This is a genomic window from Ruegeria sp. AN11 (genome assembly GCF_056536005.1).
Genome location: NZ_JBQFJD010000001.1, coordinates 3,315,762 through 3,342,022, shown reverse-complemented (window position 1 = coordinate 3,342,022; position 26,261 = coordinate 3,315,762). Strand labels below are relative to the sequence as shown.

The window sequence follows — 26,261 nt, the reverse complement described above, 5'->3', positions numbered from 1 at the left end:
ACTGCATCCGCGCAGGCGGAACCTATTGCGGCGGGGGCCGGTCTTGCGGGCCATTTGAACGCTGCGTGGCAGGCGGCACCCGCTGTGCGCCTGCAGGGGCAAACAAATGCACGTCGCGCCTGGATTGTCCAAGCAACAGTTTCTGCAACGGGCGCGGAGAATGCGAACGGATCACGCCTGAGTTCAACCCCGGGCTGCCAAGCGCCTGCGACGACGGAAATGTCTGCTCTGCGGGATCGTCCTGTCTGCCGGCTGGCGGTTGCTCCCGTCCGGGCTGGTTTTTGTGCGAAAAAACCGGATCGCAGTGCCGTCCCGGTTTCAAATGCTCCAGAAATCAAGGCTGTGTGCCGGTCCGGGCCATTGATTGCGGTTATGGCAAATGGTGCAAACCCGGCGAGCAGTGCCTGCCGAAAGGCGGGTGCGAGAAACTGCCCGAGAGCACTGATCCTTAGGTTGCCTTGCGCTGCGTGGCTTCTTATAAGCGGCCCGATTGTCAGACAGGAGCCCGCCCATGCGTTTCGCCCATCGTCACCTTCTTGGCATCGAGCATCTGTCGCAATCCGATATCACCGCCATTCTGGATCTGGCCGAGAAATACGTCGATATGAATCGCCAGTCGTCGAAACACTCAGATGTGCTGGCGGGGCTGACCCAGATCAACATGTTCTTCGAGAACTCGACCCGCACGCAGGCAAGCTTCGAGATTGCGGGCAAGCGGCTGGGCGCGGATGTGATGAACATGGCGATGCAGGCCAGTTCGATCAAAAAGGGCGAGACGCTGATTGATACAGCTATGACACTGAACGCGATGCATCCCGATCTGCTGGTGGTGCGGCACCCGCATTCCGGCGCGGTCGATCTGCTGGCGCAGAAGGTGAACTGCGCCGTGCTGAACGCGGGCGACGGGCGGCACGAACACCCGACGCAGGCGCTGCTGGACGCGCTGACCATTCGGCGCGCCAAGGGCCGGCTACACCGTCTGAACATCGCCATTTGCGGAGACGTGGCCCATTCCCGTGTGGCCCGCTCGAACCTGATCCTGTTGGGCAAGATGGAGAACCGTATTCGCCTGATCGGCCCGCCTACGCTGGTGCCTGCGCAATTCGCCGAGTTCGGAGCCGAAATCTACGACGACATGAACGAGGGCCTGAAAGATGTCGACGTGGTCATGATGCTGCGCCTTCAGAAAGAGCGGATGGATGGCGGGTTTATCCCTTCGGAAAGGGAATACTACCATCGCTATGGTCTGGACGCCGCCAAGCTGGCACTGGCAAAAACCGACGCGATCGTCATGCACCCCGGCCCGATGAACCGTGGCGTCGAGATCGACGGCACACTGGCCGATGACATCAACCGGTCCGTCATTCAGGAACAGGTCGAGATGGGCGTCGCAGTGCGTATGGCCGCGATGGAACTGCTGGCCCGCAACCTGCGCGAGGCCGCATGAGCGATCTGACTGTCGCCCCCCACGAACGCGGCGTGCTCCGCGTGTTCACGCTGGACATGCGTTCCGAAGAGGCGAAGTTCCTGCGCGAACCGGGCGCTGCCGATCAGGTTCTGGGGGTTGACGGACTGGACCCGGACCAGATCGACGTCTTTCCGGTCTCGGACCTCGAAGACCTCGGGCTTTACGGCTATCTGAACGAGGGCTGCGGCGTCTCTGCCGACCAACTGGACCGCGCCGCGTTGGACGCCATCGAAGGCTGGGTGATGGTCGTGCGCAGTGCCGCCTTTGACGACCGCCCGGTAACACTGACGCCGGACCCGAGGCTGCACCTGACCGGTCTTTATACCGAAGAGGCCACCAACTGGACCGGCGGACCGATCGAGACCGAAAGCGCGAAACCGTTCTCGGCGCCTCAGACCGCCCCTGTTGATGACAAGCCACGCCGTATGGGGTCGGCCATACTTGCTCTGGTGATCTTTCTGGTAATCGGAGGTGTCCTGTGGCTGATCCTGTAAGTTTCGCACCGGACAAAGGCGCCTATATCCGCACCAACGCCTGGCTCGCTGCCGGGGCCATGGCGTGTGCGATGCTGGTTCTCTGGCTGATCGGCAACCCCTACGTCTGGACCGGCGCACCCGCCGGGCTTGCCGCCATCGGCATCCGGGCCTGGTATCTGGCCTCCGAAGAACTGGTTGCCACTTGGCAGATGACGGATACCACCCTGACCGGCCCCGGCCCCCGCAATTTGCCACTGAACCAGATCGATGCGGTCAACATCCTAGGCAGCTTCGTCCAGATCGTCACCAAAAGCGGTGACAAACATCTGATCAAATACCAGGCAGACCCTGCCGCCACCAAAGCCGCAATCGAAAGGGCCATTTCATGAGCACCGTTCTCTTCTCAAACGCCCGCCTGATCGACCCCGAGGCCGGAACCGATGCAACCGGGTGGCTGCAGGTCGCCGAGGGCCGGATTGTGGCGCGCGGAGAGGGGCAGGCACCGGTTTGCGACTCCCAAATCATCGACTGCGGCAGCCACTGTCTGGCACCGGGTATCGTTGATATCGGCGTCAAGGTCTGCGAACCGGGTGAACGGCACAAGGAAAGCTACAAGTCGGCGGGCCTTGCCGCTGCTGCGGGAGGTGTGACCACCATGGTCACTCGGCCCGACACCAGCCCCGCCATCGACACGCCGGAAACGTTGGAATTCGTCACCCGCCGGGCACAGGCCGATACACCGGTTAACGTGCTGCCGATGGCCGCCCTGACCAAGGGCCGCGAGGGCCGCGAAATGACCGAGATCGGTTTCCTGCAAGACGCAGGAGCCGTTGCGTTCACCGATTGCGATCACGTTATCGCCAATACCAAAGTGTTCTCTCGCGCGTTGACCTACGCGAAATCCTGCGGCGCACTGGTCATCGCGCATCCGCAGGAACCAGGCTTGAGCGCCGGGGCCGCCGCGACCAGCGGCAAGTTCGCTGCCCTGCGCGGCCTGCCCGCCGTATCGCCAATGGCCGAGCGGATGGGGCTGGACCGCGACATCGCCCTGCTGGAAATGACCGGTGCAAAATACCACGCCGACCAGATCACCACCGCCCGCGCCCTACCCGCGCTGGAACGCGCCAAGCGCAATGGGCTGGACGTCACTGCGGGCACTTCGATCCATCATCTGACGCTGAACGAACTGGACGTGGCCGACTACCGTACCTTCTTCAAGGTCAAACCCCCGCTGCGGTCCGAAGACGACCGGCTGGCGGTGATCGAGGCGCTGCGCACCGGGTTGATCGACACGATCAGCTCGATGCACACGCCGCAGGACGAAGAAAGCAAGCGTCTGCCGTTTGAAGAAGCCGCCTCGGGCGCGGTGGCGCTGGAAACACTGCTGCCCGCCGCGCTGCGCCTTTATCATGCCGAGCAGCTGGACCTGCCGACGCTGTTTCGCGCCATGGCCCTGAACCCGGCGAAACGGTTGGGCCTGGAGTGCGGTCGCCTGTCCGAAGGCGCACCGGCCGATCTGGTGCTGTTCGATCCCGATGTCCCCTTTGTGCTGGACCGGTTCGCCCTGAAGTCCAAGTCGCAGAACACACCGTTTGACGGCCAGCGGATGCAGGGTAAGGTCACAGCGACTTTTGTCGCTGGCAAAGAAGTTTACCGGAGAACCTGATGCCCCTGATCGACAGCACCATGACCCAACTGATCCTGTGGGCCGTGATCGGTTACCTTATGGGGTCCGTTCCCTTCGGCATGATCATCGCCAGGGTCATGGGGCTGGGCAACTTGCGCAGTATCGGGTCCGGCAATATCGGCGCCACCAATGTTCTGCGCACCGGCAACAAGGCCGCCGCCGCGCTAACCCTGATTTTCGATGCGGCCAAAGGGGCGGTGGCTGTTCTGCTGGCACGTTCACTGGCCGGAGAAGACGCAGCCCAGATTGCCGCCCTGACCGCTTTTCTGGGTCATTGCTTTCCGGTCTGGCTGGGCTTCAAGGGCGGCAAGGGTGTTGCGACCTTTCTGGGCCTGTGGCTGGCGCTGGACTGGCGGGTCGGAGTTGCCTGCTGTCTGAGCTGGCTTGTGGCGGCAGCGATCTGGAGGATCTCCTCGGTTGGCGCGCTTGCAGCGGCGGCCCTGCTGACGGTTTGGGTCGTTGTTCTGACGGATGGCGCGACGTTCATTCTGGGGATCATCCTGACCCTGCTGGTCTACTGGCGGCACAGTGCCAACGTCGCGCGTATCAAGGCCGGGACCGAGCCGAAAATCGGCAAATCGTGACCCCGCCAGACGAATTTCTGAACGCGTTCTTTGCCCTGCCCATGGGCACTTTCACCGGGACAAGCCGCAACGGGCGTTATGTCGTGTGCCGCCAGACCGTGGCGAAAGGTAAGTCGCACAAGCTGGTGGCGCATCAGCTGGACGGCACAAATTACATCAGCCTGAACCTGTATCAAACAAAGAACAGCGGTGCGCTGCTCCGGCCCTGCGAGATGTCTGCAGCCAAGGTGATTGCGTTCACGATGGCGCTGGTGCCCGATCCGCAACCGGTCGGCTGAAACCTTCGTTCCCGCACATCACCTATTCATAACCGCACAATCACAATTGATTGCTTTGAACGTGAACAGCCCGCTTCCCAACTGGGGTGTTGTGACGGCCAATTACCGACCGCACAGGACAAAATCACGAGGGAAACCAAGGTGCAATTCCAACGCCATCTGGTGACCCGGTTCACGAAAGGTGAAGCAATGAACAAGATCAAATCCCTTATCGGCGGCGTCGCGCTGTCTGTTGCAATTGCAAGCTCGGCCATGGCGGCGGGTGTTGAACTGAACGCAAGTTCGACCGGCCTGGCCTTGCAGGGCTACGACCCGGTGGCCTATTTCACCGCAGGTGAAGCGACCAAAGGCGACTACCGCATCACCGCACTGCACAACGAAGCGCTGTACCGCTTCTCCTCGGAAGAAAACAAAGCCGCATTCGAAGAGAACCCAGATGCTTACCTGCCGGCATATGGCGGCTACTGCGCCTTCGGCACGGCCATGGGCTTCAAGTTCGACGGTGATCCGAACTACTGGAAAATCGTTGACAACAAGCTGTACCTGAACCTGTCGGCGGACATCCAGGAACGCTGGGAAGGTGACATCCCGGGCTTCAACGAAAAAGCGGACGCGAACTGGGAAACCATCGCTCATAAAACCCCTGCTGAATTGCAGCAGCAGTAATTTTCTGATCCTTTCAGAACAAATGGCGGCGGAGATTTCCGCCGCCATTTGCGTTCAGGGTTCAAGAACCGTGCTGCCGGTCGTCTGGCGCGCCTCCAGCGCCCGATGCGCATCGGCGACTTGTGACAGGGCAAAGCGCTGATCGATGTGCAGCCTGACTTCCCGGCCTTCGACCTTGCCGAACAGACGCCGGGCCATGGCCTGGCATACCGAATGATCCGCGATGTGGGTGAACAAGGTCGGGCGGGTGATCTTCAGCGAGCCTTTGCGGCCGAGTATGCCGATATCCACCGGCGGCACCGGTCCGGACGCATTGCCGAACGAGATCATCATGCCCAATGGTTTCAGGCAATCCAGAGAACCTTCGAACGTATCCGCGCCGATTGAATCCATGACCGCGTCCACCCCCTTGCCGTGGGTGATCTCGGCCACGCGTTCGGCAAAATTTTCGGTCCGGTAATTGATGCATTCGGCGGCCCCGTTGAACTTGGCCAACTGGCATTTTTCATCCGTGCCCGCCGTGCCGATCAGGGTGATGCCCTCGGACTTGGCCCACTGGCAGGCGATCAGTCCCACCCCGCCGGCGGCGGCGTGAAACAACACCGTGTCGCCGCGTTTCAGGGGCGTCGTCCGGTGAAACAGATATTCGACTGTCATTCCTTTCAGCATCATGGCAGCGGCGGCATCGAATGGAATGCTGTCGGGCAGCGGGCAGACCTGCGCCGCCGGCATTACGCGTGCCTCGCAATAGGCACCTGGGGGAGCCGCGGCGTAAGCGGCACGCTGACCGGGTTGTAGGTGGCTCACGCCCTCGCCGACGGCCTCAACGACCCCTGCGGCCTCCATGCCAAGGGCGTGCGGAAGTTCCAGCGGATAAAGGCCGGTCCGCTGATAGACATCGATGAAATTCAACCCACAGGCGTGATGCCGAATGCGAATCTCTCCCGGACCGGGATCGCCCACGGGCCTGTCTTCGATTCGCAGAACCTCGGGGCCGCCGGTTTCATGAATGACCACGGTACGTGCTGTTTGCTGCATGCTCACCTCCTTGCGCCTGTAACCAAGCTAACATGACTGAGGCACAGGGCAATTGACCTGTCTCAGAATTATGGCGGCGCAAAAGAAGATACTGTGCTATAGTGATTTCACACGTTGTCGGCTGATCCGGCCACGACCCCCTGCGCCGGACATGATCCGAGACGCAACCTCGTTAGGGGAGGGGATGAGTATGGCAAAAACAATCGGTAATCCAATCAGCTGGGCCGCCAGAAACATCAGTGCGTCCGGCGATCATATATCGGAAAGCGTATCGCGGATCGGAAGCGCCGACACCAAGCACCTGCCGGTGGTTCAGACACTGACACTTCAGGACCTGCGTTCCTGCCTGAAAGCCGGATATCAGGACTTTCTGGAAACGCGCGCCGACGCGATCTTCGTGGTGCTGATCTACCCGATTGCCGGGCTTCTGATGGTCGGCTTCGGGCTGAACATGAACATGGTGCCACTGCTGGCGCCCCTGATCGCGGGCTTTGCCCTGATTGGCCCGGTCGCGGCCGTGGGTCTGTACGAAATCAGCCGCAAGCGCGAACAGGGCGAAGTGGTTCAATGGCTGGACGCGTTCGGTGTCTTCCGGTCGCCGTCCTTCGGCGCCATATTGGCACTTGGCTTCTACCTGGTCATGCTGCTGCTGATCTGGCTGATGGCCGCACAGGCCATCTATGCACAGACGCTGGGGCCGGAACCGCCCGCCTCTCTGAGTGTGTTTGCAATGCAGGTGTTCACAACCGGCGCAGGCTGGACCATGATCGTTGTCGGAACCGCCGTCGGTTTCCTGTTTGCGCTTGTCGCCCTGGCGATCAGTGTTGTCAGCTTTCCGCTTCTGCTGGACAAGCAGGTCGGGCTGCCGGTGGCTGTGGTAACATCCTTCCGCGTGACGCGCCAAAACCCGGGTGTGGTGTTGACCTGGGGCTTCATCGTCGCGGCCCTGCTTATTCTGGGGGCCATCCCGATGCTGCTGGGCCTGATCGTGGTGATGCCGGTTCTGGGCCATTCGACCTGGCACCTGTATCGTCGGGCCATCGCCTGACGCGGTCGCGCGCGGGGCACCCCCGCGCGCTGTTCCCTTAGCCTGCGACGTTCAGAACGATCTTGCCGATATGGCCCGAGCTTTCCATGCGCGCATGCGCTGCCGCCGCCTCGGCCAAGGCAAACTCGCTGTCCATCACAGGTGAGATCTTTCCGGCATCCAGAAGCGGCCAGACCGCCTCGCGCAAGTCCTGCGCGATCTTTGCCTTGGCCAGATCGCTTTGCGGGCGCAGGGTGCTTCCGGTCAGGGTCAGGCGTTTCACCATCATCATGGCAAAGTTCAGCTCGACCTTCGGACCCTGCAGGAACGCGATCTGCACGAGACGTCCATCCTCGGCCAACGCCTTGACGTTGCGCGGGATGTAATCGCCCCCCACCATATCGAGGATCAGATTCGCCCCGCCTTCGACCCGCATCGCCGCCACGAAATCTTCGTCCCGGTAGTTGATCGCCTTTTCTGCTCCCAGCCGGACACAGGCTTCGCATTTCTCGGCAGATCCGGCTGTTGCAAAGACCCGTGCGCCAAAGGCATTGGCCAACTGGATCGCAGTTGTGCCAATTCCGCTGGATCCGCCATGGACCAAAAACCGCTCGCCTGCTTTCAGCCCGCCGCGCGTGAAGACGTTGGACCAGACGGTGAAGAAGGTTTCGGGCAGGCATGCGGCTTCTTTCATGCCCATACCATTTGGCACAGGCAGACAATGAGCGGCGGGCGTGGCGACATATTCGGCGTAACCACCGCCTGGCAGAAGCGCGCAGACCTGATCGCCGAGTGACAGCCCTTCAACCCCTGATCCGATGGAAACCACTTCGCCGGAAGCTTCCAGGCCCGGCAGATCACTGGCGCCCGGTGGGGGATCATATGCACCTGCGCGCTGCAGCGCGTCGGGGCGGTTCACCCCGGCATAGGCGACCTTCAGGATTACCTGACCATTGGCCGGTTTCGGAATCGGGCGTTCGGTCAATCGCAGAACATCCGGGCCGCCCGGCTCGGATATTTCAACGGCGCGCATCGTCTGGGTCATGGGCAAATCTCCTTTGCCCAATGCCTAGCAGGCAATTTCTGGAAGGCCCAGACGCTTACTTGCGCGGATTCAGCATCCCGGGCAGATCGGTCCGCATTTTAATCGGCGGCTTCACCTGCCCGGCCAGCCAGTTCGGAACCGCGAGGAACGGCTTGAACAGTGGATTGTCGTTCACCTGCGCCTTGAGTTTCTCGAACTGCATGACATTGTCGATGCGCCGGTCCAGAAACTCCCATGTCTTCTGATGCGCGGGGGACTCATCACCCAGCCAGAACAGCAGGGTCGAAGAATACACTCCCGACAGGGTGGCGCGCTTGGTGTACCAGTTCACGTCATCGGACGTGTCGCCAAGCGTATCCCAGATCAGGTCGCAGGTCTGCCACAGGGCCTTGGCCCCGTCTGCCGCATGAAGGGGCAGCGCAAAAAGGGTCATGCCCTTGCGGACCAACTCCTTATCCTCGACGGCCTGCAACCGAAAGCGCACTGCGGCAGCAACCCGATCGCGGAATTTCAGATCACCCAGATCTTCGGATTTCAGACGTTCGACCATGACTGCATCGCCGCGTGCGTGGAAAGCCAGCGCCAGATCGACCGCGCCACGCGGACAGATCGCACGTGCCAGACCTTCATCCATGTCACAGTCCGCAATAGCCGCGCGAAAGCCCACCTCGGACCAGCCGTCAAACGGAACGTGGGTCAGCATCGCGTCCAAAAGCTGTTGCTTTGAATCTTCATAAGTGGTGGTCATTGCGGTTCTCCGGTTCTCAGAGCCAGTACTAGACAAGATATAACGGCTTTGCTATACGGCCAACTCCTGCAATTTCCTTGCAACTCTATCTAGAAAGGTGGTGACAACCACATGCAGGTTAGTGTTCGCGACAATAACGTCGATCAGGCGCTTCGGGCCCTGAAGAAAAAGCTGCAGCGCGAAGGCGTGTTCCGTGAAATGAAGCTGAAGCAACATTTCGAGAAACCGTCCGAGAAAAAAGCGCGCGAGAAAGCTGAAGCGATCCGCCGTGCCCGTAAACTGGCACGTAAGAAAGCACAGCGCGAAGGTTTGCTCTAAGCACCTTGCTCGTCCAGCTTTGGATGACACTATTTGACGACCCCCGAGGCCCTGCCCGGGGGTTTGTCGTTTTCAGGGGGCATCGCCCGTTTGCCGGTTACATTCCGCCGACCCGTGGGACAGACCGCGCGGCAAGCTGCCATTTTCCCATCAGCAGCATTTTGCCCGGCATTTTGCAGCGCAGCGAATCTTGCCCGGAAAGCGCTGCGTCGCCGTAAACCGCCGATCTTTCGACAGTCTCTATCGCTGTCGCGCCTTGCACCTCTAAGTGGCGTCGTCCGCAAGGACTCAACCATAAACGGAGGCAAAAATGTCGACTGCAAACACGTTCGAACGCGAAATGCTGGCGCTGATCAATCAGGAGCGCACATCCCGCGGGCTGAACCAGCTGAAACTTGAAACCCAGCTGAACGACTCGTCGGAAAACCACAGCAGCTGGATGCTGAACACGGATACCTTTAGCCACACCGGATCGGGCGGATCGAGCGCGACTCAACGGATGGAAAATGCCGGGTTCGACCTGGAAGGCAGCTGGCGCACCGGCGAAAACATCGCCTGGCAATCCGAACGGGGTGCCCCAGGCATCAGCGACGATGTTGCCCAGCTACATCAGGGTCTGATGAACAGCCCGGGCCACCGCGCCAATATCCTGAACCCTGAATTCGAGTATATCGGTATTGGCATTGAAACCGGGGACATGCAGGGATTTGACGCGGTCATGGTCACCCAGAACTTTGCCGCAACCGATGCCGCTGTTCTGCCGGACACCGGAGAACCCTCGGCACCCGCCACGCCGGTCACACCGGTCGAGGAAACAACCGACCCGGAGGAAACGGATACCGAGACGACAGGCACGGATGTGACGGAACCCGAGGAGCCGGATAGCGAAACGACCGACACAGAAGTGACGGAACCGGAAAATCCGGAGACCGAAACAACCGACACCGAAGATACCGAAACGGAAGAGCCGGGGACTGAAACAACGGACACGGATGAAAACGAGCCTGAGGAACCGGAGATCGAAACAACGGACGCGGATGATAGCGAGACGGAAAATCCGGAAACCGAAACGCCAGATACTGAAGTGACCGATTCAGGCGAACCAGAGTCCGATTGTTTTGACGTACAGGCCTTTCTGGATGAGATCGCTTCATTCCTGGAAAACCTGCAGGCCCAGTTCGATCAGTTCGATTGGGATGGCACCGAAACCGCAGGCGACGAAACCGGTGACATGGATGACTTCGATCTTGTGACGGGTAAAGACAGCGAACACATGGAAGACCCTGCTGATTCCGGCACGGTCGCCGAAGACGGCTGTGACTTCATGATGTTCAATATCTTCGACGTGGACTGCATGATGGACGCAGCCTGATCCGGCGTTCCGGTGCGAGGCTGGACAACCAGCCTCGCACAACTTCATCAATAGATCTTTGGAACGTAAAGCTCATCCGGCAGGATGCGCCGTTCGTATTCAGGATTATACCGGCGGTCGGGCAGATTGACCTTGTCCTGCGGCACGTCCTCGTAAGGGATTTTGGTCAGCAGGTGCTCGATACAGTTCAGACGTTCGCGCTTTTTGTCATTGCCTTCCACGATATACCAAGGTGCCTCGGGGATATTGGTGCGGAAGAACATGTCCTCCTTGGCCTTGGTGTACGCCTCCCAGCGGATGCGGGATTCCAGATCCATGGGTGACAGTTTCCACTGTTTCATCGGATCGTGAATCCGCATGAGGAATCGCAGTTGCTGTTCTTCATCGGTGATCGAGAACCAATATTTCAGAAGAATGATCCCCGACCGCACCAGCATCCGTTCAAATTCGGGAACGTCCTGAAAGAACTGCTCGACCTGGTTTTCATTGGCGAAGCCCATGACGCGTTCGACACCGGCCCGGTTGTACCACGAGCGGTCAAAGAACACGATTTCGCCCGCCGCAGGCAGATGCGGAACGTATCGCTGAAAATACCATTGGCTCTGCTCCCGGCGGCTGGGCGCGGGCAAGGCCACAACTCGGGCGACGCGCGGGTTCAGGCGTTGAGTTATGCGTTTGATCACCCCCCCTTTGCCGGCGCTGTCACGGCCTTCGAACAGAATGCAGACCTTGGCGCCGGTGTGAACCACCCAATCCTGCACCTTGATCAGCTCGGCCTGCAGGCGCAAGAGGTTCTGAAAATAAACCTTGCGGTCCAGCATGTCGGGATGCTGGTCCTTGTAGATCTTGCGGACCTCCATCGAAAGCATTGGTTCGCTGAACTCGATTTCGAAATCTTCGTCCAGCGTGTCTTCCAGTTCCGCCTCAAGCCAATCTTTGGGGGTACTGTTGTTTTCGTAGGTCAAGGTCTGCTCCTTATCGTTCGTCGGGTCTGGACCGTACCGGGCAAGTGTAACTGCCGGATGTCACCGAAAATGCGGTGGCATCGCCAAATCCCCGGGCAAGTGGCGCTGACCTGACAGGTGCAGACCACGAAAACGGGGCCGTTGTGCGGTCTTTGTCCTGAATGTGGACCCATGGTGCCGGGGATACAAGCGTTAGAATTGACGCAATGCCAACAGGTTGAAACCAACAGGCCAGAGCGATATTGCCATTTCCCGCAATCAGGCGGCAACAATGCCGACATCGAATGCATGAGGCTTTTGTGGACCACTTTGTTTCTCTGTTGCCAATGATCTGGCCATGGACGATCCTGATAACCGCTCAGGTAAGCACCTTGGCCGGGCACCTGCGGCTGGGTCTTGCGTTGCTTTCGGTTTTCGCGGTCGCCGCGCTGCTGACCGGGCTTCTGGCGCCGCTGGCAACCGGACTTGCCGTGTCGGGCTTGATAGGGGCCTGGATTCTGCATCGACTTCAGGGCCGGTGGGTCCTGATCGGGCATCTGGCGTTGATTGTCTGGTGCATCGCACTTGGCGCACATCTGCTGCCCGGATTTCGTAATCTTCTGGTCCTGGATCAGGTTCGCGCGGGTCCAGACAGCGCGCTGTTCTCAATGCACCTGAATCTGGACAAACCGCTGGTGTTCTTCGCGGTCGTGCTTGCTTGCCCTGCGATGTTGAGCCGAAAATCTCCGGTACGCTGGGTGCCCCTTGCGCTTGGTGTCGTAACTTTGCCGCTGCTCTTTGCAACAGGACTACTGACTGGGGCCGTGCATCCGGAAGTCGGCCTGCCTGAATGGTGGCTGACCTTTGCCCTTTCCAACCTGTTCCTGACCTGCCTCGCGGAAGAGGCCTTCTTTCGCGGCTATCTGCAAACGGTCCTTGTGTCCCGGTTCGGCCCTCCCGCCGGACTTGCGGTCGCAAGCCTTCTGTTTGGCGTGGCCCATGCGGGCGGTGGCGTCCCTCTGGTCCTGTTCGCATCGCTGCTTGGGCTGGGCTGCGGTCTGGGTTATTTCGCGACGGGACGAATTTGGGTTCCTGTTGTGATGCATTTCGCCTTCAACGCCCTGCATCTGGCCCTGTTCACCTATCCCGGCCCGGCCTGAAGATCACACGGGCAATGCGGTGGTCTTGAACACGGTCCGCAGCGCAAAGGAACTCTGCATCTGTGCCACGCCGGGCAAACGTGACAGGTATTGCCGGTGGATACGGGCAAAGTCCTCGGTGTTTTCCGCGACGACCTTCAGGATGTAATCCGCAGTACCCGCCATAAGATGGCATTCCAGAACATCCGGTATCCGCGATACTGCCTTCTCGAACGCATCCAGAACCTCTTCGGCCTGACCCTGTAACGTGATCTCGACAAACACGGTTGTCGGAACGTTCATCTTGCGCGCATCCAGCAGCGCCACGTAGTTGCGGATATAGCCTTCGACCTCGAGCCGCTGTACACGTCTGTGGCAGGCGGAGGGCGACAGATTCACCTGCTCTGAAAGCTCAGCATTCGACATTCTGCCATTGCGCTGCAGGGCGGCCAGAATCTTTCGATCAGTCGAATCTATGCTCATTCACGCAAATCCTTTGCAAGATTCTGACAGTATATCGAAGAATCCACCGAAACAAACTTAGATTCCGGGCAAAGTTTCACAGAAATTGCGGCTGTGAGTGCCCATAATTTAGGCAGTTTATGGATGGAGAGCCCAAAATGAAAATCGGTTGCCCAAAGGAAATCAAACCTCAGGAATTCCGTGTCGGTATGACGCCCAACGCCGCACAGGAAGCTGTCGCGCGCGGCCATGAGGTCATCATCGAAACCGGAGCCGGCCTGGGATCCGGCTTTGACAATGACGCCTATACCGCTGCCGGTGCCAGCATCGTCGACACCGCGGCCGAGGTGTTCGCGACGGCGGACATGATCGTGAAAGTCAAGGAACCGCAGGCGGTCGAGCGCAAGATGCTGCGCGAAGGCCAGCTGCTGTTCACCTACCTTCACCTGGCCCCCGATCCGGATCAGACCCGCGACCTGCTGGACTCCGGCTGCACCGCCATTGCCTATGAAACCGTGACCGACGCCAATGGCGGCCTGCCGTTGCTGGCCCCGATGTCCGAAGTCGCTGGCCGTCTGGCCCCTCAGGTCGGCTCGTGGACGCTGCAAAAGGCCAATGGTGGCCGCGGAGTTCTGATGGGCGGCGTTCCCGGTGTTGGCCCGGCAAAGGTCGTCGTGATCGGCGGTGGTGTTGTTGGTACCCACGCCGCCAAGATCGCAGCCGGCATGGGCGCGGACGTCACCGTTCTGGACCGTTCACTGCCACGTCTGCGGTATCTGGACGACGTCTATGGCGGCACGTTCAAGAACCAGTACTCGACCGCTGGCGCAACGGCTGAACTGATCCAGACCGCAGACATGGTGATCGGCGCTGTTCTGATCCCCGGTGCAGAAGCGCCCAAGCTGGTCTCGCGCGCGCAATTGTCCACAATGAAGCCGGGTGCGGTGCTGGTGGACGTGGCCATCGACCAGGGCGGCTGCTTTGAAACCTCGAAAGCCACCACCCATGCGGAACCGATCTACGAGGTCGATGGCATCATGCACTATTGCGTGGCCAACATGCCGGGCGCTGTTGCGCGCACCTCGACCATTGCATTGGGCAACGCGACCATGCCGTTCATGCTGGCACTTGCGGACAAGGGTTGGAAACAGGCATGTCAGGATGACCCGCACCTGCTGAACGGTCTGAACGTTCACGCCGGGCAGCTGACCTATTTCGCGGTCGGCAAGGCGCTGGGAATTGATGTCGTCTCTCCCAACGTTATTGTTAAATCCTAAGCCCTCCCGCCGTTGAAAGCGCCCGCTGATGCGGGTGCTTTACAGCGTTAGGCATAGCGCCGCGCCTTCGGGCGCGGCGCTGTCGTCTCAAGCACCAGCGTGGCCGCAAAAAAAGCGCCGCACTTTTCGCGCGGCGCCGGGCCCAACAGGAGAAGGGCATTTCCATTGCCCGCCCGACAGGCGGGAGCCATCAGCCTTGTTTCTGGATCTCCACCGAATGCGGATAGGGGATCGATACGCCCTTGGCATCAAAGGCTTCCTTGATCGTCTTGGTGAGTTCGAATCTGACATCCCAGTAATCCGCCGCCGCACACCAAAGACGCGCTGTCAGATCGACCGAGCTGTCACCCAGATTGGTCACACGCACCCATGGCTCCGGATCGCTGTGAATACGTTCATCCGCCTTGGCCACATCCAGAATAATATTCATCGCCTCATCTGCGCTGTCGCCATAGTCAATGCCAAACACCAGATCGACGCGGCGCGTATCATGTGCCGAGTAGTTGGTGATGATCGATCCCCAGGACTGGCCATTCGGAACGATGATCTGCACGTTGTCCGGCGTCACCAGTTCCGTCGTGAACAGATTGAGGTCTTTTACGGTCCCCGCCGTCCCGCCGATATCGACATACTGGCCCAGCTTGTAGGGGCGGAACACGACCAGCATGACACCAGCGGCCAGATCGCTCAGCGTTCCCTGCAGGGCCAGGCCGATGGCCAGCGACGCGGCACCCAGAATGGCCACGATACTGGTCGCCTGGATCCCAAAGATCCCCAGTACGGCGACGACAACCATCGCGAGAATGACCCATTTGATGATGCTGGCGGCAAAGTTGCCCAATGTTGGATCGATCTGAGGTGTTCTGTTGATCCGGCGACGGACCATGCCGCTGATTGCACCCGCTGCGATCCAACCCAAAATCAGAACAATCAGCGCCTTGCCTGCATTCAGCACAACCGGCAGATAGCCGTTTGTCATTTCTACAATCTGGTCCATTTCCATTCCCGATCACTCCCTAAGCCGCAGTTTTCGCTATTATTAAAACAGATACCTATGCATCTGCGCAGATCCCAAACAATTGATGCAGCAGCAGTCACTTTTTCAGCATGCCGCAAGTCTCCTTACGTTTATCCGGTTCGCTCTGGCCTGCCCGCGATTTTTCGGTCTGTTCCTTCTGCCTTTTCGCGCGTTCCTTCGCACGATTCACCAGTTTTTCCAGCTGGGGCAAACCCCAAGTGTTGTGATTTCGTATAGGATGACTGCGCCATTCTCACAAACGCGCAATCATTTTCATGGGAAAGGCGGCATGTTTTTCCCCAGTGACGCCAGTGCTTGGAATCCGACCCGTCACGCCGAAAACGCCAGTCGGCAGCAATCAGCGCGGACCGGGGCCGTTTGCAAGGACGCCTGCATTCAGACGGTAAATCCGAGGAAAATGACCTGCGTTCGGTCCGCAGATCACTTCGGCAGCGCGCCGGTCAACACATAGCGCAGGACACCGACGACCTGTTCCGGTGTCTCGGTCACGGCCAGTGCGGCAGCGTCCACCTCTTTCAGCGCGTGCTGATGATCTGGCCCGTGCATCACGATCAGAGACTTACCCAAAGCCGCCGCGTAACCGGCATCAAAGGCAGCGTTCCATTGCTTGTATTTGTCGCCAAACCGAACCACGACCACATCCGCATCGGCGATCCCCTTGCGCGTTCTGATTGCGTTGACCATCGCGCCTTTGTGGTCATGCCAGTATTTGTCCGGCTCGGCGCCCAGAATAACAACGCCGCAATCGTCACTGGCCGCATGATCCGTCACCGGGCTGTTGAACGCGATGCTCAGCCCCTTGGCACCTTCGATGATCTGTTCACGCCAGTCCGTATGGATTTCCCCGGACAGATAAACGTTCAGCATGGCTTTCTCCTCTCCAGACAACAAAGGGGCGCAACCGCCCCTTTATCTTTTTGAAAATACTCCCGCCGGAGGCGGACTCCATCAGCCCCGCAGCGTACCGCCCGTGGCCTTGGCGACCTTTTCAACGATCTTGGCGCTGACGGCTTCGATGTCTTTTTCCTTCAGTGTCTTGTCCGTCGGCTGAAGTCGCACGGTAATGGCCAGGGACTTTTTGCCTTCACCCACACTTCCACCGATAAACTCGTCGAACACACGCACATCCTCAATCAGCGCCTTGTCGGCACCTGCTGCAGCATTGACCAGTGTCAGGGCCTCGACCGCGGCATCGACAACAAAGGCAAAATCGCGCTCGACAGCCTGTAGGTCACGCAGTTCCAGCGCCGCGCGGGTGGCGCCGGATTTTCGGGGCAAAGGCACCTCATCCGGCCAGATCGTGAAGGCCATTGCCGGGCCCTTGATATCCATCGCCTGCAGGACGCGCGGGTGCAGTTCGCCAAATACACCCAGCACCTTCTTCGGGCCCAGACAAATCCTACCGTGACGACCCGGATGCCACCAGGTGTCACCGTCACGCAGAACCTGAACCTTGGCAGGTGCGCCGATCGCGGCCAGAACGGCTTCGGCATCCGCCTTGGCGTCGAACACGTCGACCGGGCGCGACGCGCCATGCACATCCTTGGGGCCATTTCGACCGACCAGCAGGCCGGTAATTTGGGTCTTCTGATCGCCGGGTTCGCCATCATGAAAAACCGGACCGACCTCGAACAAAGCCACGTCCGCGTACCCACGCGCCTGATTGCGGGCCGCAGCCTGCAGCAGCCCCGGCAAAAGGTCCGGGCGCATATGGCTCATCTCGGACGAGATCGGATTTTCCAGCTTCGTCGCATCATCGCCCCCGCCAAACAGCGCGGCCGAGGCCTGATCGATAAACGTGTAGCTGACGCATTCGTTGTACCCAAGCGCCGCACAGGTGCGTCGCGCCATCGACTGCCGCCGCTGCGCCGGGGTCATCACCGGCTTCGGAATGCCGTCTGTGACCCGCGGCAATGGCTTTCCCTGCAGCTTGGTCAGGGACGCAATCCGCGCGACTTCTTCAACCAGATCGGCCTCACCCATGACATCGGGGCGCCAGCTGGGAACATGAGCCATCTCGCCTTCCAAACGAAAGCCCAGTCGGGTCAGGGTCTGGCGCTGCTCGCTTTCGGGGATGTCCATGCCGACCAGGGACCGAACCCGCGCCGCGTCCAGCTTGTAGGCGCGCGCGTGGTTCGGCGCCTTGCCTGCCTCGACCACGTTCGAAACTTCACCGCCACAGATATCAAGGATCATCTGCGTCGCATGCTCAAGCCCTTCACGGGTGTATTCCGGATCGACGCCACGTTCAAAACGGTAACGGGCATCGGAATTGATCCTGAGCGCCCGGCCCGTCAAGGCAATCTGAACATGATCCCAGAACGCGCTTTCGAGGAAAACGTTAACGGTCTCTTCGGTGCAGCCGGTTTCCTGCCCGCCCATGATGCCCGCAATCGATTCCGGGCCCTTGTCATCCGAAATCACCATCATGCCGGGCTGAATCGTGTATTCCTTCTCGTCCAGTGCCACCAGCTTTTCGCCGCCTTTGGCGCGGTGAACGCGCAGGTTGCCCTGCACCTTGTCCGCGTCGAAAACGTGCAGAGGGCGGTTGTGGTCAAAAGTCATGTAGTTGGTGATGTCCACCAAGGCCGAAATCGGGCGCAGACCGATTGCCTTCAGCTGATCCTGCAACCATTGCGGGCTGGGACCGTTCTTGACACCCCGGATCAAACGACCGGTGAAATGCGGACAGCCGTCCAACGTGTCCTCGTCAATCGTCACCTTGATCGGGCTTTCGTAGTCTCCCGGGACCGGCACGTAGTCACGTTGTTTCAGGGTGCCAATGCCACGCGCGGCCAGATCGCGGGCAATCCCTTCGACGCCCAGCGCGTCCGGACGGTTCGGAGTGATCGCGATCTCGATCATCGGATCGACTTTCGAGGGGTCATTCTCAGCCAGCCAGTCAACAAACCTGTCGCCAACCTCGCCCGATGGCAGTTCGATGATGCCGTCATGTTCTTCCGACAACTCAAGCTCGCGTTCAGACGCCATCATGCCGAAGCTTTCGACGCCACGGATCTTGCCCACGCTGATCGTCAGGTCCAGACCGGGGATATACATGCCGGGTTTGCAAACCACGACCGTGATACCTTCACGCGCGTTGGGGGCACCACAGATGATCTGCAACTCACCCTCATCGGTGTCGACCTTGCAAACACGCAGCTTGTCCGCGTCAGGGTGTTTCTCGGCATGTTTCACATACCCGAGGGTAAAATCCTTCAACCGGTCCGCCGGGTTCACGATCTCTTCGACCTCAAGCCCGAGATCGGTCAGCGCCTCGGCAATCTCATCAACCGAAGCGTCAGTGTCGAGGTGGTCTTTCAGCCAGGACAGAGTGAATTTCATTGCTCAGGGCCTTTTTTGGCAAACATCCAGTCGGCAAAGGCAATGGCAAAGATTGCGCCGGGGTGCAAGCGCCGCGCGTCACGGATAGGCTGGGGTGCGGCCCAAAAGCTCATCCAGTTGCCAGCCGATCCAGCCATGAGGGATAAAATGCCCGCCGGGATGGGTGTCCAGCACCACCTTTCCCCGCGCGCAATCGGTCCATTCCACCCGGCTGAGCGTCAGGAAAGGCTCGACACTCCAGTCGCCGCGCGGGGTTGCAGTTGCACAGCCGAATTTTTCCCGCCACAGCGCCACCGGATAAGTCGTATCGCCGCCCGGACCAAAGGGGAAGCTCATTACTGCGTCATCGGTCCCGTGAACATGGCGCGCCTGGCGCGGGGATTCTGGGCAATCCTCGGTCTGCGGGATACTGCCCGCCACGGCCAACAAAGCGGTCACGTCATTGCCGGACTGGCAGACAAAGCGCCACGCCATCGCGCCGCCATAGGAATAGCCCGAGACATAGATGCGTTCAGGATCAATGGGATACCGACTGGCGACATCCTTTAGCACCCGGTCGGCAAAACCCACGTCGCCAGTGTCCGGCGCCCAGAAATCCCAGCTTTTGCCCAGGCCGTTCGGCGCGACCAACAACACGCCCCGCAGCTTCGTGGCCCCGGCGATACGCTCGTGGTTCACCACAACCGTCCCCTGCCGCGCCCAGCCGTGAAAATGCAGCAACACCGGCAGAGGCGTCACCCCGTCCCAGCCATCGGGTTCCAGCACATGATACGAGCGGTCGCCGACCTGACAGGCGGTATCCCCGTGGCAGGTATCCACGGCGGCGGCCGGGGTGGCGGTCAGCAGAAGCAGGCATAGCAGTCGATAGATCATAGGCCGGAGCCTAGTCAGACTCACGGCACTGTCACGTAACATATTGGTGTAGGCCAGGCTCCAGCCCGGCACCCGGGGCATGGTTGGCTGAAGCCCGCCCGACATCCAACCAAACCACCAAGCCGCGCCATCGCCAGACCGCGGGATGGCGATCCTCGGGTTGTGTTGGGCACTTTATGGCAGCCAAACCCGTGTGACGTTCAAACGGAACGCTGGCGGAGACAAATCGCCAGCCCGTCCGGGCGGTCTGGCGATGGCGCGGCGGCCTATCGGCCTTTGCTCCGCGCCGCTATTTCGACTGCTTTTTCGCGAATTCATTAATGAGCTTCTTGGCCATGGCTTTTTGATCTTCCACCTCTTTCAGAGGATTCACTTTCTTTAAAAATCCGTTACGGGTCGCCAAAAGAGCCACCCACACTCCCGGAGATACAGCGATAACCGCAACCAACAAAACCCAAGCAAAGGACGATCCGAACAAGCGTTCTACTGAAAACTGAAGAAAGCCTAACGCTACAACTAGCCCGACCAGCCATAGAAATGGAACCTTGGCTACTCTACGGCGCCACCAATCATAATAGCTCGCCAGATATACACCCAGCGGATACACTTACCGGCTCAAACCACCATGCAGGTTCGGCATATCCAGCGCTGCGAAACCGTAATGGCGCAGCCAGCGCAGGTCGCTATCAAAGAAGGCTCGCAAATCCGGAATGCCGTATTTCAGCATCGCCAGACGGTCGATCCCGATGCCAAAAGCGAAACCCTGATAGACCTCGGGGTCGATGCCACCAGCGGCGATCACCTTGGGGTGGACCATGCCGGAGCCCAAGATCTCCATCCAGTCGTCGCCTTCGCCGATCTTCAGCTGGCCGTTATCCCAGGAACAGCGGATATCGACCTCGGCCGATGGCTCGGTGAAGGGGAAGTGCGAGGCGCGGAAGCGCAGTTCGACGTCGTCGACTTCGAAGAAGGCTTTTACGAATTCTTCCAGAACCCATTTCAGGTTCGCCATCGAGATGTCCTTGTCGATGGCGAGCCCCTCGACCTGATGGAACATCGGCGTGTGGGTCTGGTCATAATCGGCGCGGTACACGCCGCCCGGGCAGATCACACGGATCGGCGCGCCCTGTAGCTCCATCGAACGTATTTGCACCGGCGAGGTATGAGTACGCAGCACATGCGGCGGGCGGTTGTCGCCTGCGGCGCGGTGCATGTAGAACGTATCCATCTCGGCCCGCGCGGGGTGGTGGCCGGGGATGTTCAGCGCGTCAAAGTTATGCCAGTCGGTCTCGATCCGCGGCCCTTCGGCCACCGAGAAACCCAGTTCGGCAAAAATAGCAGTCAGTTCCTCGGTCGCCTGGCTGACCGGGTGGATCGAGCCCTGACGGCGCGCGCGGGTCGGCAGCGTAACGTCCAGCCATTCGGTGCGCAGACGCTCATCCAGCGCGGCGTCGGCCAGAGCGGCTTTTTTGGCGGATAGCGCCGAGTTGATCTCATCCTTCAGGGCGTTCAGCGCCGGGCCTGCAACCTGGCGTTCCTCGGGTGTCATTTTGCCCAGCTCGCGCATCTTCAGCGCGACTTCGCCCTTTTTGCCCACGGCGGCCAGGCGGATCGCTTCGAGTGCGTTCTCGTCGCCCGCGTCTGCGATCTGACCCAGATATTTTGCCTTAAGATCGTCCATGACGCTTCCTGACTTTGGCCCCTGAATGCTGTTGCGGACCTGCTATCACAGCAGCCCGCGAAAGCAAGAGGGCGCGCACATTCAGGCGAAACGAAGCAGCGCTGTGGTTCTGTCCTGCCGCACCGGGCGCGCTGCAAGGCCATATGCCTCGGGGTGATTGCGCAGCTGGGGAAACAACGCCAGCAACTCGTCCTGAGTGTCCGTTCCCAACCCCGCAAGCCCCTCCTGCCCCGGAAAAAAGCTCTCGGAGATCAAGCCAGAGGTGGTGACAAGCTGATGGCGGTCAAACAGCAGGTGGATGTACCTGACAATGTCGCAAGGGTCTTGTGTCACGGTGGTGCCGTTGACCAGAGATATCGCGGGAACCAGTACCTCATCTTCGCCAAACAGCAATTCGGCCTGCCAACCGGTGATCAGGATACGATGCTGGGGAGAGACCAGAATATCGGCCTCGGCCCCAAGTGTACCTGAGTGGATCCGGATCGGCGCAAAGCGGCCACGACCTGAGACCGTGCGCCCGCCAACCCAGCGAACCGGCAGCGGCCCGGCGTCGATTGTGTGCACCAGATCACCCAGCCGCAGATTTTCGACAGCGCGACGTCCGTCGGGCGTCTCCACCATCGTGTCCGCCGTGAAACAGGCCGCACCACTGTCGCCGGGGGCCACTGACCCGTAGGTCAGGGTATCCGGATCGGGCTGATTGAATTGCAACGTTGTCGTGGTCTGGTTCGGCCCGACCAGAACCGGCAGGTTGACCGAAGTCTGCCCCGCCGCAAGCCCGTTTTGCGCCACGATGTTCGTTGTGCCGCCACCGATATCATAAAAATCGATGACCTGACCGGTGTTCGTATTGGTCAGTGCATAGGCTTCGTAGTTGGTCGGCCCGCCCCCGTTGGGGTCTGTCAAAAGGATCGGGAAGTCATCCGCCGATATGACAAAAACAAGCTCGTTGTTGTCGGCATCGACCGACATCTGAACTAAGGGATGATCCAGCGGAATTTCGATCCCGACCTGCCCGTTTGCCTGATAGAACGAGACCGTGAAATCTGCTGGAATCTCATCCGGGCGCAGTGCGACTTCAAGAAATTCGTTTACACCCGAGGTTGCGGCGTAGGCGTTGGAATAATGAAGTTCGCTGATACGGGCCATGGATCACTCGCGCGACGGAATGCGTGCTAGTATCTGACGGCCCGCAAGAAGTGCAAGACATTAGGCCCGTTTTGGCAAATCATGCCTTAACGCGCCCGATGGTCTCAGTAGCTGTATTCAGGATAGATCCGGGTCAGATCGCCGTTCCAGTCTCCATAGAAGTGATCCAGCAACTCGTCTGCCGGAATCTTACCGGTCTCGATACTGTCCTTCAGCGCATTCAGGAAATGGGTCTCATCGGGGACCAGACCTCCGGCGCCGGGGCGCGCACGGGATTTCAGGCCGGCCTCGGAAATGGCCACCACTTCGCGTGCCAGATCATGCATGCTGATGTTGCCAACCCGCGCCTGCAGCCCGTCTTTGGCGGCCTCAACCCGCAGCGCCTCGCGGGTTTCCGCGTCCCAGCCTTTGACCAGATCCCACGCCGCATCCAGCGCGCCCTGATCGTAGGTCAGCCCGACCCAGAAGGCAGGCAGCGCGCACAGGCGGCGCCACGGGCCGCCATCGGCACCGCGCATTTCCATGAACTTCTTGATCCGCGCTTCGGGGAAGGCGGTGGTCAGGTGGTCGGCCCAGTCGGACAGGGTCGGGGTTTCCCCCGGCAGCGCCGGAAGTTTGCCCTGCAGGAAATCACGGAAGGACATGCCCAGCGCGTTGATATACTGTCCGTCGCGGTAGACGAAATACATCGGCACATCGAGCGCATACTGAACGTAACGCTCGAACCCGAATCCGTCCTCGAACACGAAGGGCAACATCCCGGTGCGGGCATCGTCCAGATGTCGCCAGATGTGGCTGCGCCAGCTTTTCTGTCCGTTGACCTTGCCTTCGAAGAACGGAGAGTTTGCAAACAGCGCCGTTGCCACCGGCTGCAACGCCAGTGCCACGCGCAGTTTCTGAACCATGTCGGCCTCGGAGCCGAAGTCGATATTGACCTGTACCGTGCATGTGCGCCGCATCATGGCGCGGCCCATGGTGCCGACTTCTTCCATATAGTCGTTCATCAGCCGATAACGGCCCTTGGGCATCAGCGGCATCTGGTCATGGGTCCAGATCGGAGCCGCCCCCAAACCAATGAAACCGACACCAATCGCGTCGGCGATATCCTTCACCTCGCGCAGGTGAGTGTTCACCTCGTCACAGGTTTCGTGGATGGTCTCCAGCGGGGCACCCGACAATTCCAGCGCGCCGCCCGGTTCAAGGCTGACATTCGCGCCGTCCTTTTCCAGACCGATCAGATGCCCGGCTTCACGTACCTCGCTCCAGCCGTGACGGTCGCGCAAGCCTTCAAGCACCGCAACGATGGACCGGGTGCCTTCAAACGGCAGCGGTTTCAGCGTGTCCTTGCAATACCCGAACTTCTCATGCTCGGTACCGATACGCCAATCGGCCTTGGGCTTGCAGCCCGATTCCAGATATTCGGCCAGTTGCTCGTGGCGTTCGATCGGCCCGCCGCCGGACTGGGGAATTGACATGAACCGCGCTCCGCTCCTGAAGTGTCTGTTGCTGGGTCAGTCGTGGTCGCAAACGCGGCCAGTGTCAATGCAGGCGCATATGCGACGGGCGCGAGGGCGTGCGTTCCCAGATTACCACCGGATGCGGCGATCCGCCGTTGAGTTCCGACAACATCCGTTCGGTTTTCAGCCCCGGCAGGGCCGAGAACACATCAAACAGCGCCTCGGCGCCTTCGGCGTTCACAGGAATGTGAAGTGCGGGCTGTCCCGGCTGGTCCAGCACCCAATGCGCCGGGTCCGAGGTCGGGTCCAGCGCCAGCCTCTCGATTTCGCGCGCCGCGACAATGCCGCCATCCAGAGGCCCGAGATAGGCGATCTGCCCCTCATCTATTGTCACGACACCGGGACCACCCGCACCCATGCGGAATCGCACCCGCTGCACCCCGATCACCGCCAGCGCCACCGCCACGGCGACCAGAATCCATCCCATCCAGCCCAGCAGCCCGCCGGGCCCGCTAATCCAACTCAGGCCTACCAGAAAAACGGCGACGGCCACCAGCACTTCGCGCCAGCGCCACAGAGCCAGTTTCGCTTCCGGGCGGATGAAACTCATGCGGCGGCCTCCTTTTCCGTCTTGAACAGGTTCACCGAGAACTGACCTGTCCGAACAAATCCTACTGCGATATAGGCCCGCGCCGCAAAATCTGAAGCGGCAAAAAGTACGGCACGTGACACACCGGTTGCGCACGTCTCGGCCAGATGCAGCGCGACGGCGGTTCGGGCATAGCCGCGGCGGCGCAGTTCGGGCGGCGTATAAACCCCGCCGATCTGAACCACTTCAGGCAAAACGGCGTTGAAACCGGTCATGCAGACAGGTTGGTTGTTCAACAACAACGCCCGGTGGCTGTCCCGGCTCAGATACCCGTCAATGTCGCGCTCGGCTTGATGTTGCGCCTGATCCGAGTCCTTTCCCAAGGATTCCAGATGGTAGCTGTGCCGCCAGTGAACGGCTAGCGCCCGGTCAATTGCCGACAAGGGGACAAGGCGCGCTCCCGGCAGGTCTGGAATAATAAGCTGTTCCAGTTCCAGCGAAAAGGCAGGCTCATCCCGGCTGAGGATAGCGGGTCTGTTTTGCCAGCCAGCCAGTTGCAAAATGCGCCGGGCTTGGGCGGCCTCACCGATCACGCCGATGACCGGGCGCCTTTTCAACATCTTTAGTACCGCTTCAAGCTCGGCATCGGTGCAATCCCGGCACTGCGGCAACAGCATCCCTTCGTTCGTGATGGCCAGAACGGCGCGCAGCGGCTCGCCCAGCATCCAGATTTTCAGGGACCGGGGTTCCGATCCGTTCAGTCCGAAATCCCGCAAGTTGGCCAGCGGAAACATTGAAGATTGCAGGTGACGGCGGAGGAATTCCTCGATCTCGGGCAGGTCGGTTGCCTGCGCCAAACACCAGGTCACGACCAATCCCCCAGTGCCTGCTGCCACATGGTAAGTGCCGCCACAGTCGCAGTATCCGCGCGCAGAATGCGCGGGCCCAGACTGACCACATGCGCATAAGGCAATGCGGTCAGGCGGTTGCGCTCACGCTCGGAAAACCCGCCCTCGGGACCGATCAGAATGGCCCACGGCCCGCCCTTTTCCTGTTCGGCCAGACGCAGAGCCGAGCCTACTTCCGCCTCGTTGCAGAACATCAGTTGCCGCCCATCGGGCCAAGCATCCAGCACACGGTCCAGGCGCTGCAGCTCGCAAACTTCGGGTACGAAGGTTCCGCCGCACTGTTCGGCGGCCTCAACCGCATGGGCCTGCAACCTGTCCTGCCGGATGCGTTCGGAATTGGTGAATTCGGTCTGCACCGGCATGATCCGCGCGGAACCCATTTCCGCCGCCTTTTCAACGATGAAGTCGGTGCGTGCCTTTTTGATCGGCGCGAACAGAAACCAAAGGTCGGGCGGCATCTGCAACGGTCTTGTCTGTTCGACACAGGCCAGCGTGCCGCCGCGTTTGCCTGCCTCGGCCACCTCGGCCAGCCACTCTCCGTCCCGACTGTTGAACAGGGCAACGTGTGACCCGACAGCCAGACGCATGACGCCGAACAGGTAATGTGCCTGCTCGCGCGTCAATTCAACGGATTGCCCCCGACCCAGAGGGTGCTCTACATACAGTCTGATTTTTGCACTCATGAGACCTT

Annotated in this window: 28 protein-coding genes; 12 read left to right on the top strand and 16 right to left on the bottom strand. The window is 60.1% G+C overall.

The features are described 5' to 3' along the window. Nucleotides 1-511 precede the first annotated feature (511 nt). The 7 genes from ACR3EQ_RS16585 (at nucleotide 512) to ACR3EQ_RS16555 (ending at nucleotide 5,159) form a co-directional block, all read left to right on the top strand. Nucleotides 512-1,447: an aspartate carbamoyltransferase catalytic subunit gene (locus ACR3EQ_RS16585; protein WP_170614346.1), complete on the top strand. Its 936-nt coding sequence runs from the start codon at nucleotides 512-514 to the stop codon at nucleotides 1,445-1,447. After that, a complete protein-coding gene (locus tag ACR3EQ_RS16580) occupies nucleotides 1,444-1,962 on the top strand; it encodes a hypothetical protein (protein ID WP_170614345.1) in 519 nt (172 codons plus the stop codon). Before ACR3EQ_RS16585 ends, ACR3EQ_RS16580 begins: the two co-directional genes overlap by 4 nt. After that, nucleotides 1,947-2,333: a hypothetical protein gene (locus ACR3EQ_RS16575; RefSeq protein WP_170614344.1), complete on the top strand. Its 387-nt coding sequence runs from the start codon at nucleotides 1,947-1,949 to the stop codon at nucleotides 2,331-2,333. Before ACR3EQ_RS16580 ends, ACR3EQ_RS16575 begins: the two co-directional genes overlap by 16 nt. After that, nucleotides 2,330-3,610: a dihydroorotase gene (gene pyrC / locus ACR3EQ_RS16570; protein WP_480491264.1), complete on the top strand. Its 1,281-nt coding sequence runs from the start codon at nucleotides 2,330-2,332 to the stop codon at nucleotides 3,608-3,610. The genes ACR3EQ_RS16575 and pyrC overlap by 4 nt, the downstream gene beginning before the upstream one ends. Then, nucleotides 3,610-4,215 carry a glycerol-3-phosphate 1-O-acyltransferase PlsY gene (plsY, locus tag ACR3EQ_RS16565; protein WP_480491262.1) on the top strand — a complete coding sequence of 202 codons (606 nt, stop codon included), beginning with the start codon at nucleotides 3,610-3,612 and terminating at the stop codon, nucleotides 4,213-4,215. Before pyrC ends, plsY begins: the two co-directional genes overlap by 1 nt. Further along, on the top strand, nucleotides 4,212-4,493 hold the full coding sequence (locus ACR3EQ_RS16560; RefSeq protein ID WP_480491260.1) for a hypothetical protein: 282 nt from the start codon (nucleotides 4,212-4,214) through the stop codon (nucleotides 4,491-4,493). The genes plsY and ACR3EQ_RS16560 overlap by 4 nt, the downstream gene beginning before the upstream one ends. Before the next feature lie 189 nt (nucleotides 4,494-4,682). Beyond that, nucleotides 4,683-5,159, top strand: coding sequence for a YHS domain-containing (seleno)protein (locus ACR3EQ_RS16555; RefSeq protein ID WP_170614454.1), 477 nt, complete (start codon nucleotides 4,683-4,685; stop codon nucleotides 5,157-5,159). A gap of 54 nt (nucleotides 5,160-5,213) precedes the next feature. Here ACR3EQ_RS16555 and ACR3EQ_RS16550 read toward each other — a convergent pair whose 3' ends face one another. Beyond that, complete coding sequence (locus ACR3EQ_RS16550; RefSeq protein WP_480491258.1) at nucleotides 5,214-6,197, bottom strand: quinone oxidoreductase family protein; 984 nt, start codon at nucleotides 6,195-6,197, stop codon at nucleotides 5,214-5,216. 190 nt (nucleotides 6,198-6,387) lie between these two features. Between ACR3EQ_RS16550 and ACR3EQ_RS16545 the strand changes: the two genes are divergently transcribed. Further along, entirely contained in the window at nucleotides 6,388-7,245 is an 858-nt protein-coding gene (locus ACR3EQ_RS16545; protein WP_480491257.1) for a DUF2189 domain-containing protein, read from the top strand. Between the two features lie 37 nt (nucleotides 7,246-7,282). Here the strand turns inward: ACR3EQ_RS16545 and ACR3EQ_RS16540 are convergent, their stop codons facing one another. Then, entirely contained in the window at nucleotides 7,283-8,269 is a 987-nt protein-coding gene (locus ACR3EQ_RS16540; protein WP_170619267.1) for an NAD(P)H-quinone oxidoreductase, read from the bottom strand. Nucleotides 8,270-8,324: 55 nt separating this feature from the next. Next, nucleotides 8,325-9,017 carry a COQ9 family protein gene (locus ACR3EQ_RS16535; RefSeq protein ID WP_170614338.1) on the bottom strand — a complete coding sequence of 231 codons (693 nt, stop codon included), beginning with the start codon at nucleotides 9,015-9,017 and terminating at the stop codon, nucleotides 8,325-8,327. 111 nt (nucleotides 9,018-9,128) lie between these two features. Between ACR3EQ_RS16535 and rpsU the strand changes: the two genes are divergently transcribed. Next, nucleotides 9,129-9,335 carry a 30S ribosomal protein S21 gene (gene rpsU, locus ACR3EQ_RS16530; RefSeq protein WP_005614280.1) on the top strand — a complete coding sequence of 69 codons (207 nt, stop codon included), beginning with the start codon at nucleotides 9,129-9,131 and terminating at the stop codon, nucleotides 9,333-9,335. Nucleotides 9,336-9,645: 310 nt separating this feature from the next. Next, the gene (locus ACR3EQ_RS16525) at nucleotides 9,646-10,707 is read left to right on the top strand and encodes a CAP domain-containing protein (protein WP_170614337.1); all 1,062 of its coding nucleotides are present in this window, start codon (nucleotides 9,646-9,648) and stop codon (nucleotides 10,705-10,707) included. Nucleotides 10,708-10,754: 47 nt separating this feature from the next. Here ACR3EQ_RS16525 and ppk2 read toward each other — a convergent pair whose 3' ends face one another. Next, nucleotides 10,755-11,672 carry a polyphosphate kinase 2 gene (ppk2, locus tag ACR3EQ_RS16520; protein WP_170614336.1) on the bottom strand — a complete coding sequence of 306 codons (918 nt, stop codon included), beginning with the start codon at nucleotides 11,670-11,672 and terminating at the stop codon, nucleotides 10,755-10,757. A gap of 299 nt (nucleotides 11,673-11,971) precedes the next feature. On the opposite strand from ppk2, the gene ACR3EQ_RS16515 reads away from it, so the two are divergent. Beyond that, entirely contained in the window at nucleotides 11,972-12,811 is an 840-nt protein-coding gene (locus tag ACR3EQ_RS16515; RefSeq protein WP_480491254.1) for a CPBP family intramembrane glutamic endopeptidase, read from the top strand. Between the two features lie 3 nt (nucleotides 12,812-12,814). Here the strand turns inward: ACR3EQ_RS16515 and ACR3EQ_RS16510 are convergent, their stop codons facing one another. After that, nucleotides 12,815-13,273, bottom strand: coding sequence for an Lrp/AsnC family transcriptional regulator (locus ACR3EQ_RS16510; RefSeq protein ID WP_170614335.1), 459 nt, complete (start codon nucleotides 13,271-13,273; stop codon nucleotides 12,815-12,817). 137 nt (nucleotides 13,274-13,410) lie between these two features. Here ACR3EQ_RS16510 and ald point away from each other — a divergent pair, with 137 nt between their 5' ends. Next, the gene (gene ald / locus ACR3EQ_RS16505; RefSeq protein WP_170614334.1) at nucleotides 13,411-14,529 is read left to right on the top strand and encodes an alanine dehydrogenase; all 1,119 of its coding nucleotides are present in this window, start codon (nucleotides 13,411-13,413) and stop codon (nucleotides 14,527-14,529) included. Between the two features lie 190 nt (nucleotides 14,530-14,719). On the opposite strand, the gene ACR3EQ_RS16500 is transcribed toward ald, so the two are convergent. The 11 genes from ACR3EQ_RS16500 to ACR3EQ_RS16450 all read right to left on the bottom strand — a co-directional run bounded on the left by ACR3EQ_RS16500 (nucleotide 14,720) and on the right by ACR3EQ_RS16450 (nucleotide 26,253). Continuing rightward, nucleotides 14,720-15,526: a mechanosensitive ion channel family protein gene (locus ACR3EQ_RS16500; protein ID WP_170614333.1), complete on the bottom strand. Its 807-nt coding sequence runs from the start codon at nucleotides 15,524-15,526 to the stop codon at nucleotides 14,720-14,722. A 462-nt stretch (nucleotides 15,527-15,988) separates the two neighbouring features. After that, entirely contained in the window at nucleotides 15,989-16,435 is a 447-nt protein-coding gene (locus tag ACR3EQ_RS16495; protein WP_170614332.1) for a YtoQ family protein, read from the bottom strand. A gap of 81 nt (nucleotides 16,436-16,516) precedes the next feature. Then, nucleotides 16,517-18,913 (bottom strand): phenylalanine--tRNA ligase subunit beta, encoded by a 2,397-nt coding sequence (gene pheT / locus ACR3EQ_RS16490; RefSeq protein WP_170614331.1) that lies wholly within the window; start codon nucleotides 18,911-18,913, stop codon nucleotides 16,517-16,519. 78 nt (nucleotides 18,914-18,991) lie between these two features. Continuing rightward, nucleotides 18,992-19,786, bottom strand: coding sequence for a prolyl oligopeptidase family serine peptidase (locus tag ACR3EQ_RS16485; protein ID WP_170614330.1), 795 nt, complete (start codon nucleotides 19,784-19,786; stop codon nucleotides 18,992-18,994). Nucleotides 19,787-20,075: 289 nt separating this feature from the next. Next, on the bottom strand, nucleotides 20,076-20,393 hold the full coding sequence (locus tag ACR3EQ_RS16480; RefSeq protein WP_170614329.1) for a hypothetical protein: 318 nt from the start codon (nucleotides 20,391-20,393) through the stop codon (nucleotides 20,076-20,078). Further along, nucleotides 20,394-21,467: a phenylalanine--tRNA ligase subunit alpha gene (pheS, locus tag ACR3EQ_RS16475; protein WP_170614328.1), complete on the bottom strand. Its 1,074-nt coding sequence runs from the start codon at nucleotides 21,465-21,467 to the stop codon at nucleotides 20,394-20,396. It abuts the gene before it with no gap. An 81-nt stretch (nucleotides 21,468-21,548) separates the two neighbouring features. Continuing rightward, nucleotides 21,549-22,616: a Hint domain-containing protein gene (locus ACR3EQ_RS16470; protein WP_170614327.1), complete on the bottom strand. Its 1,068-nt coding sequence runs from the start codon at nucleotides 22,614-22,616 to the stop codon at nucleotides 21,549-21,551. A gap of 104 nt (nucleotides 22,617-22,720) precedes the next feature. Beyond that, nucleotides 22,721-24,091: a glutamate--cysteine ligase gene (locus tag ACR3EQ_RS16465; RefSeq protein ID WP_170614326.1), complete on the bottom strand. Its 1,371-nt coding sequence runs from the start codon at nucleotides 24,089-24,091 to the stop codon at nucleotides 22,721-22,723. Between the two features lie 64 nt (nucleotides 24,092-24,155). After that, complete coding sequence (locus ACR3EQ_RS16460; RefSeq protein WP_170614325.1) at nucleotides 24,156-24,683, bottom strand: hypothetical protein; 528 nt, start codon at nucleotides 24,681-24,683, stop codon at nucleotides 24,156-24,158. Next, a complete protein-coding gene (locus ACR3EQ_RS16455) occupies nucleotides 24,680-25,531 on the bottom strand; it encodes a GNAT family N-acetyltransferase (RefSeq protein ID WP_170614324.1) in 852 nt (283 codons plus the stop codon). Before ACR3EQ_RS16455 ends, ACR3EQ_RS16460 begins: the two co-directional genes overlap by 4 nt. Continuing rightward, complete coding sequence (locus tag ACR3EQ_RS16450) at nucleotides 25,528-26,253, bottom strand: 16S rRNA (uracil(1498)-N(3))-methyltransferase (RefSeq protein ID WP_480491249.1); 726 nt, start codon at nucleotides 26,251-26,253, stop codon at nucleotides 25,528-25,530. The genes ACR3EQ_RS16455 and ACR3EQ_RS16450 overlap by 4 nt, the downstream gene beginning before the upstream one ends. Nucleotides 26,254-26,261 lie beyond the last annotated feature (8 nt).

Coding starts and splice junctions, on each gene's coding strand:
- ACR3EQ_RS16500 (WP_170614333.1), bottom strand. CDS start 15,526: ATGGACCAGATTGTAGAAATGACAAACGGCTATCTGCCGGTTGTGCTG.
- ACR3EQ_RS16535 (WP_170614338.1), bottom strand. CDS start 9,017: ATGACCACCACTTATGAAGATTCAAAGCAACAGCTTTTGGACGCGATG.
- ACR3EQ_RS16550 (WP_480491258.1), bottom strand. CDS start 6,197: ATGCAGCAAACAGCACGTACCGTGGTCATTCATGAAACCGGCGGCCCC.
- pyrC (WP_480491264.1), top strand. CDS start 2,330: ATGAGCACCGTTCTCTTCTCAAACGCCCGCCTGATCGACCCCGAGGCC.
- pheT (WP_170614331.1), bottom strand. CDS start 18,913: ATGAAATTCACTCTGTCCTGGCTGAAAGACCACCTCGACACTGACGCT.
- plsY (WP_480491262.1), top strand. CDS start 3,610: ATGCCCCTGATCGACAGCACCATGACCCAACTGATCCTGTGGGCCGTG.
- ACR3EQ_RS16510 (WP_170614335.1), bottom strand. CDS start 13,273: ATGAGCATAGATTCGACTGATCGAAAGATTCTGGCCGCCCTGCAGCGC.
- ACR3EQ_RS16585 (WP_170614346.1), top strand. CDS start 512: ATGCGTTTCGCCCATCGTCACCTTCTTGGCATCGAGCATCTGTCGCAA.
- rpsU (WP_005614280.1), top strand. CDS start 9,129: ATGCAGGTTAGTGTTCGCGACAATAACGTCGATCAGGCGCTTCGGGCC.
- ACR3EQ_RS16450 (WP_480491249.1), bottom strand. CDS start 26,253: ATGAGTGCAAAAATCAGACTGTATGTAGAGCACCCTCTGGGTCGGGGG.
- ACR3EQ_RS16460 (WP_170614325.1), bottom strand. CDS start 24,683: ATGAGTTTCATCCGCCCGGAAGCGAAACTGGCTCTGTGGCGCTGGCGC.
- ald (WP_170614334.1), top strand. CDS start 13,411: ATGAAAATCGGTTGCCCAAAGGAAATCAAACCTCAGGAATTCCGTGTC.
- pheS (WP_170614328.1), bottom strand. CDS start 21,467: ATGGACGATCTTAAGGCAAAATATCTGGGTCAGATCGCAGACGCGGGC.
- ACR3EQ_RS16545 (WP_480491257.1), top strand. CDS start 6,388: ATGGCAAAAACAATCGGTAATCCAATCAGCTGGGCCGCCAGAAACATC.
- ACR3EQ_RS16485 (WP_170614330.1), bottom strand. CDS start 19,786: ATGATCTATCGACTGCTATGCCTGCTTCTGCTGACCGCCACCCCGGCC.
- ACR3EQ_RS16555 (WP_170614454.1), top strand. CDS start 4,683: ATGAACAAGATCAAATCCCTTATCGGCGGCGTCGCGCTGTCTGTTGCA.
- ACR3EQ_RS16495 (WP_170614332.1), bottom strand. CDS start 16,435: ATGCTGAACGTTTATCTGTCCGGGGAAATCCATACGGACTGGCGTGAA.
- ACR3EQ_RS16470 (WP_170614327.1), bottom strand. CDS start 22,616: ATGGCCCGTATCAGCGAACTTCATTATTCCAACGCCTACGCCGCAACC.
- ACR3EQ_RS16525 (WP_170614337.1), top strand. CDS start 9,646: ATGTCGACTGCAAACACGTTCGAACGCGAAATGCTGGCGCTGATCAAT.
- ACR3EQ_RS16465 (WP_170614326.1), bottom strand. CDS start 24,091: ATGTCAATTCCCCAGTCCGGCGGCGGGCCGATCGAACGCCACGAGCAA.
- ACR3EQ_RS16580 (WP_170614345.1), top strand. CDS start 1,444: ATGAGCGATCTGACTGTCGCCCCCCACGAACGCGGCGTGCTCCGCGTG.
- ACR3EQ_RS16540 (WP_170619267.1), bottom strand. CDS start 8,269: ATGACCCAGACGATGCGCGCCGTTGAAATATCCGAGCCGGGCGGCCCG.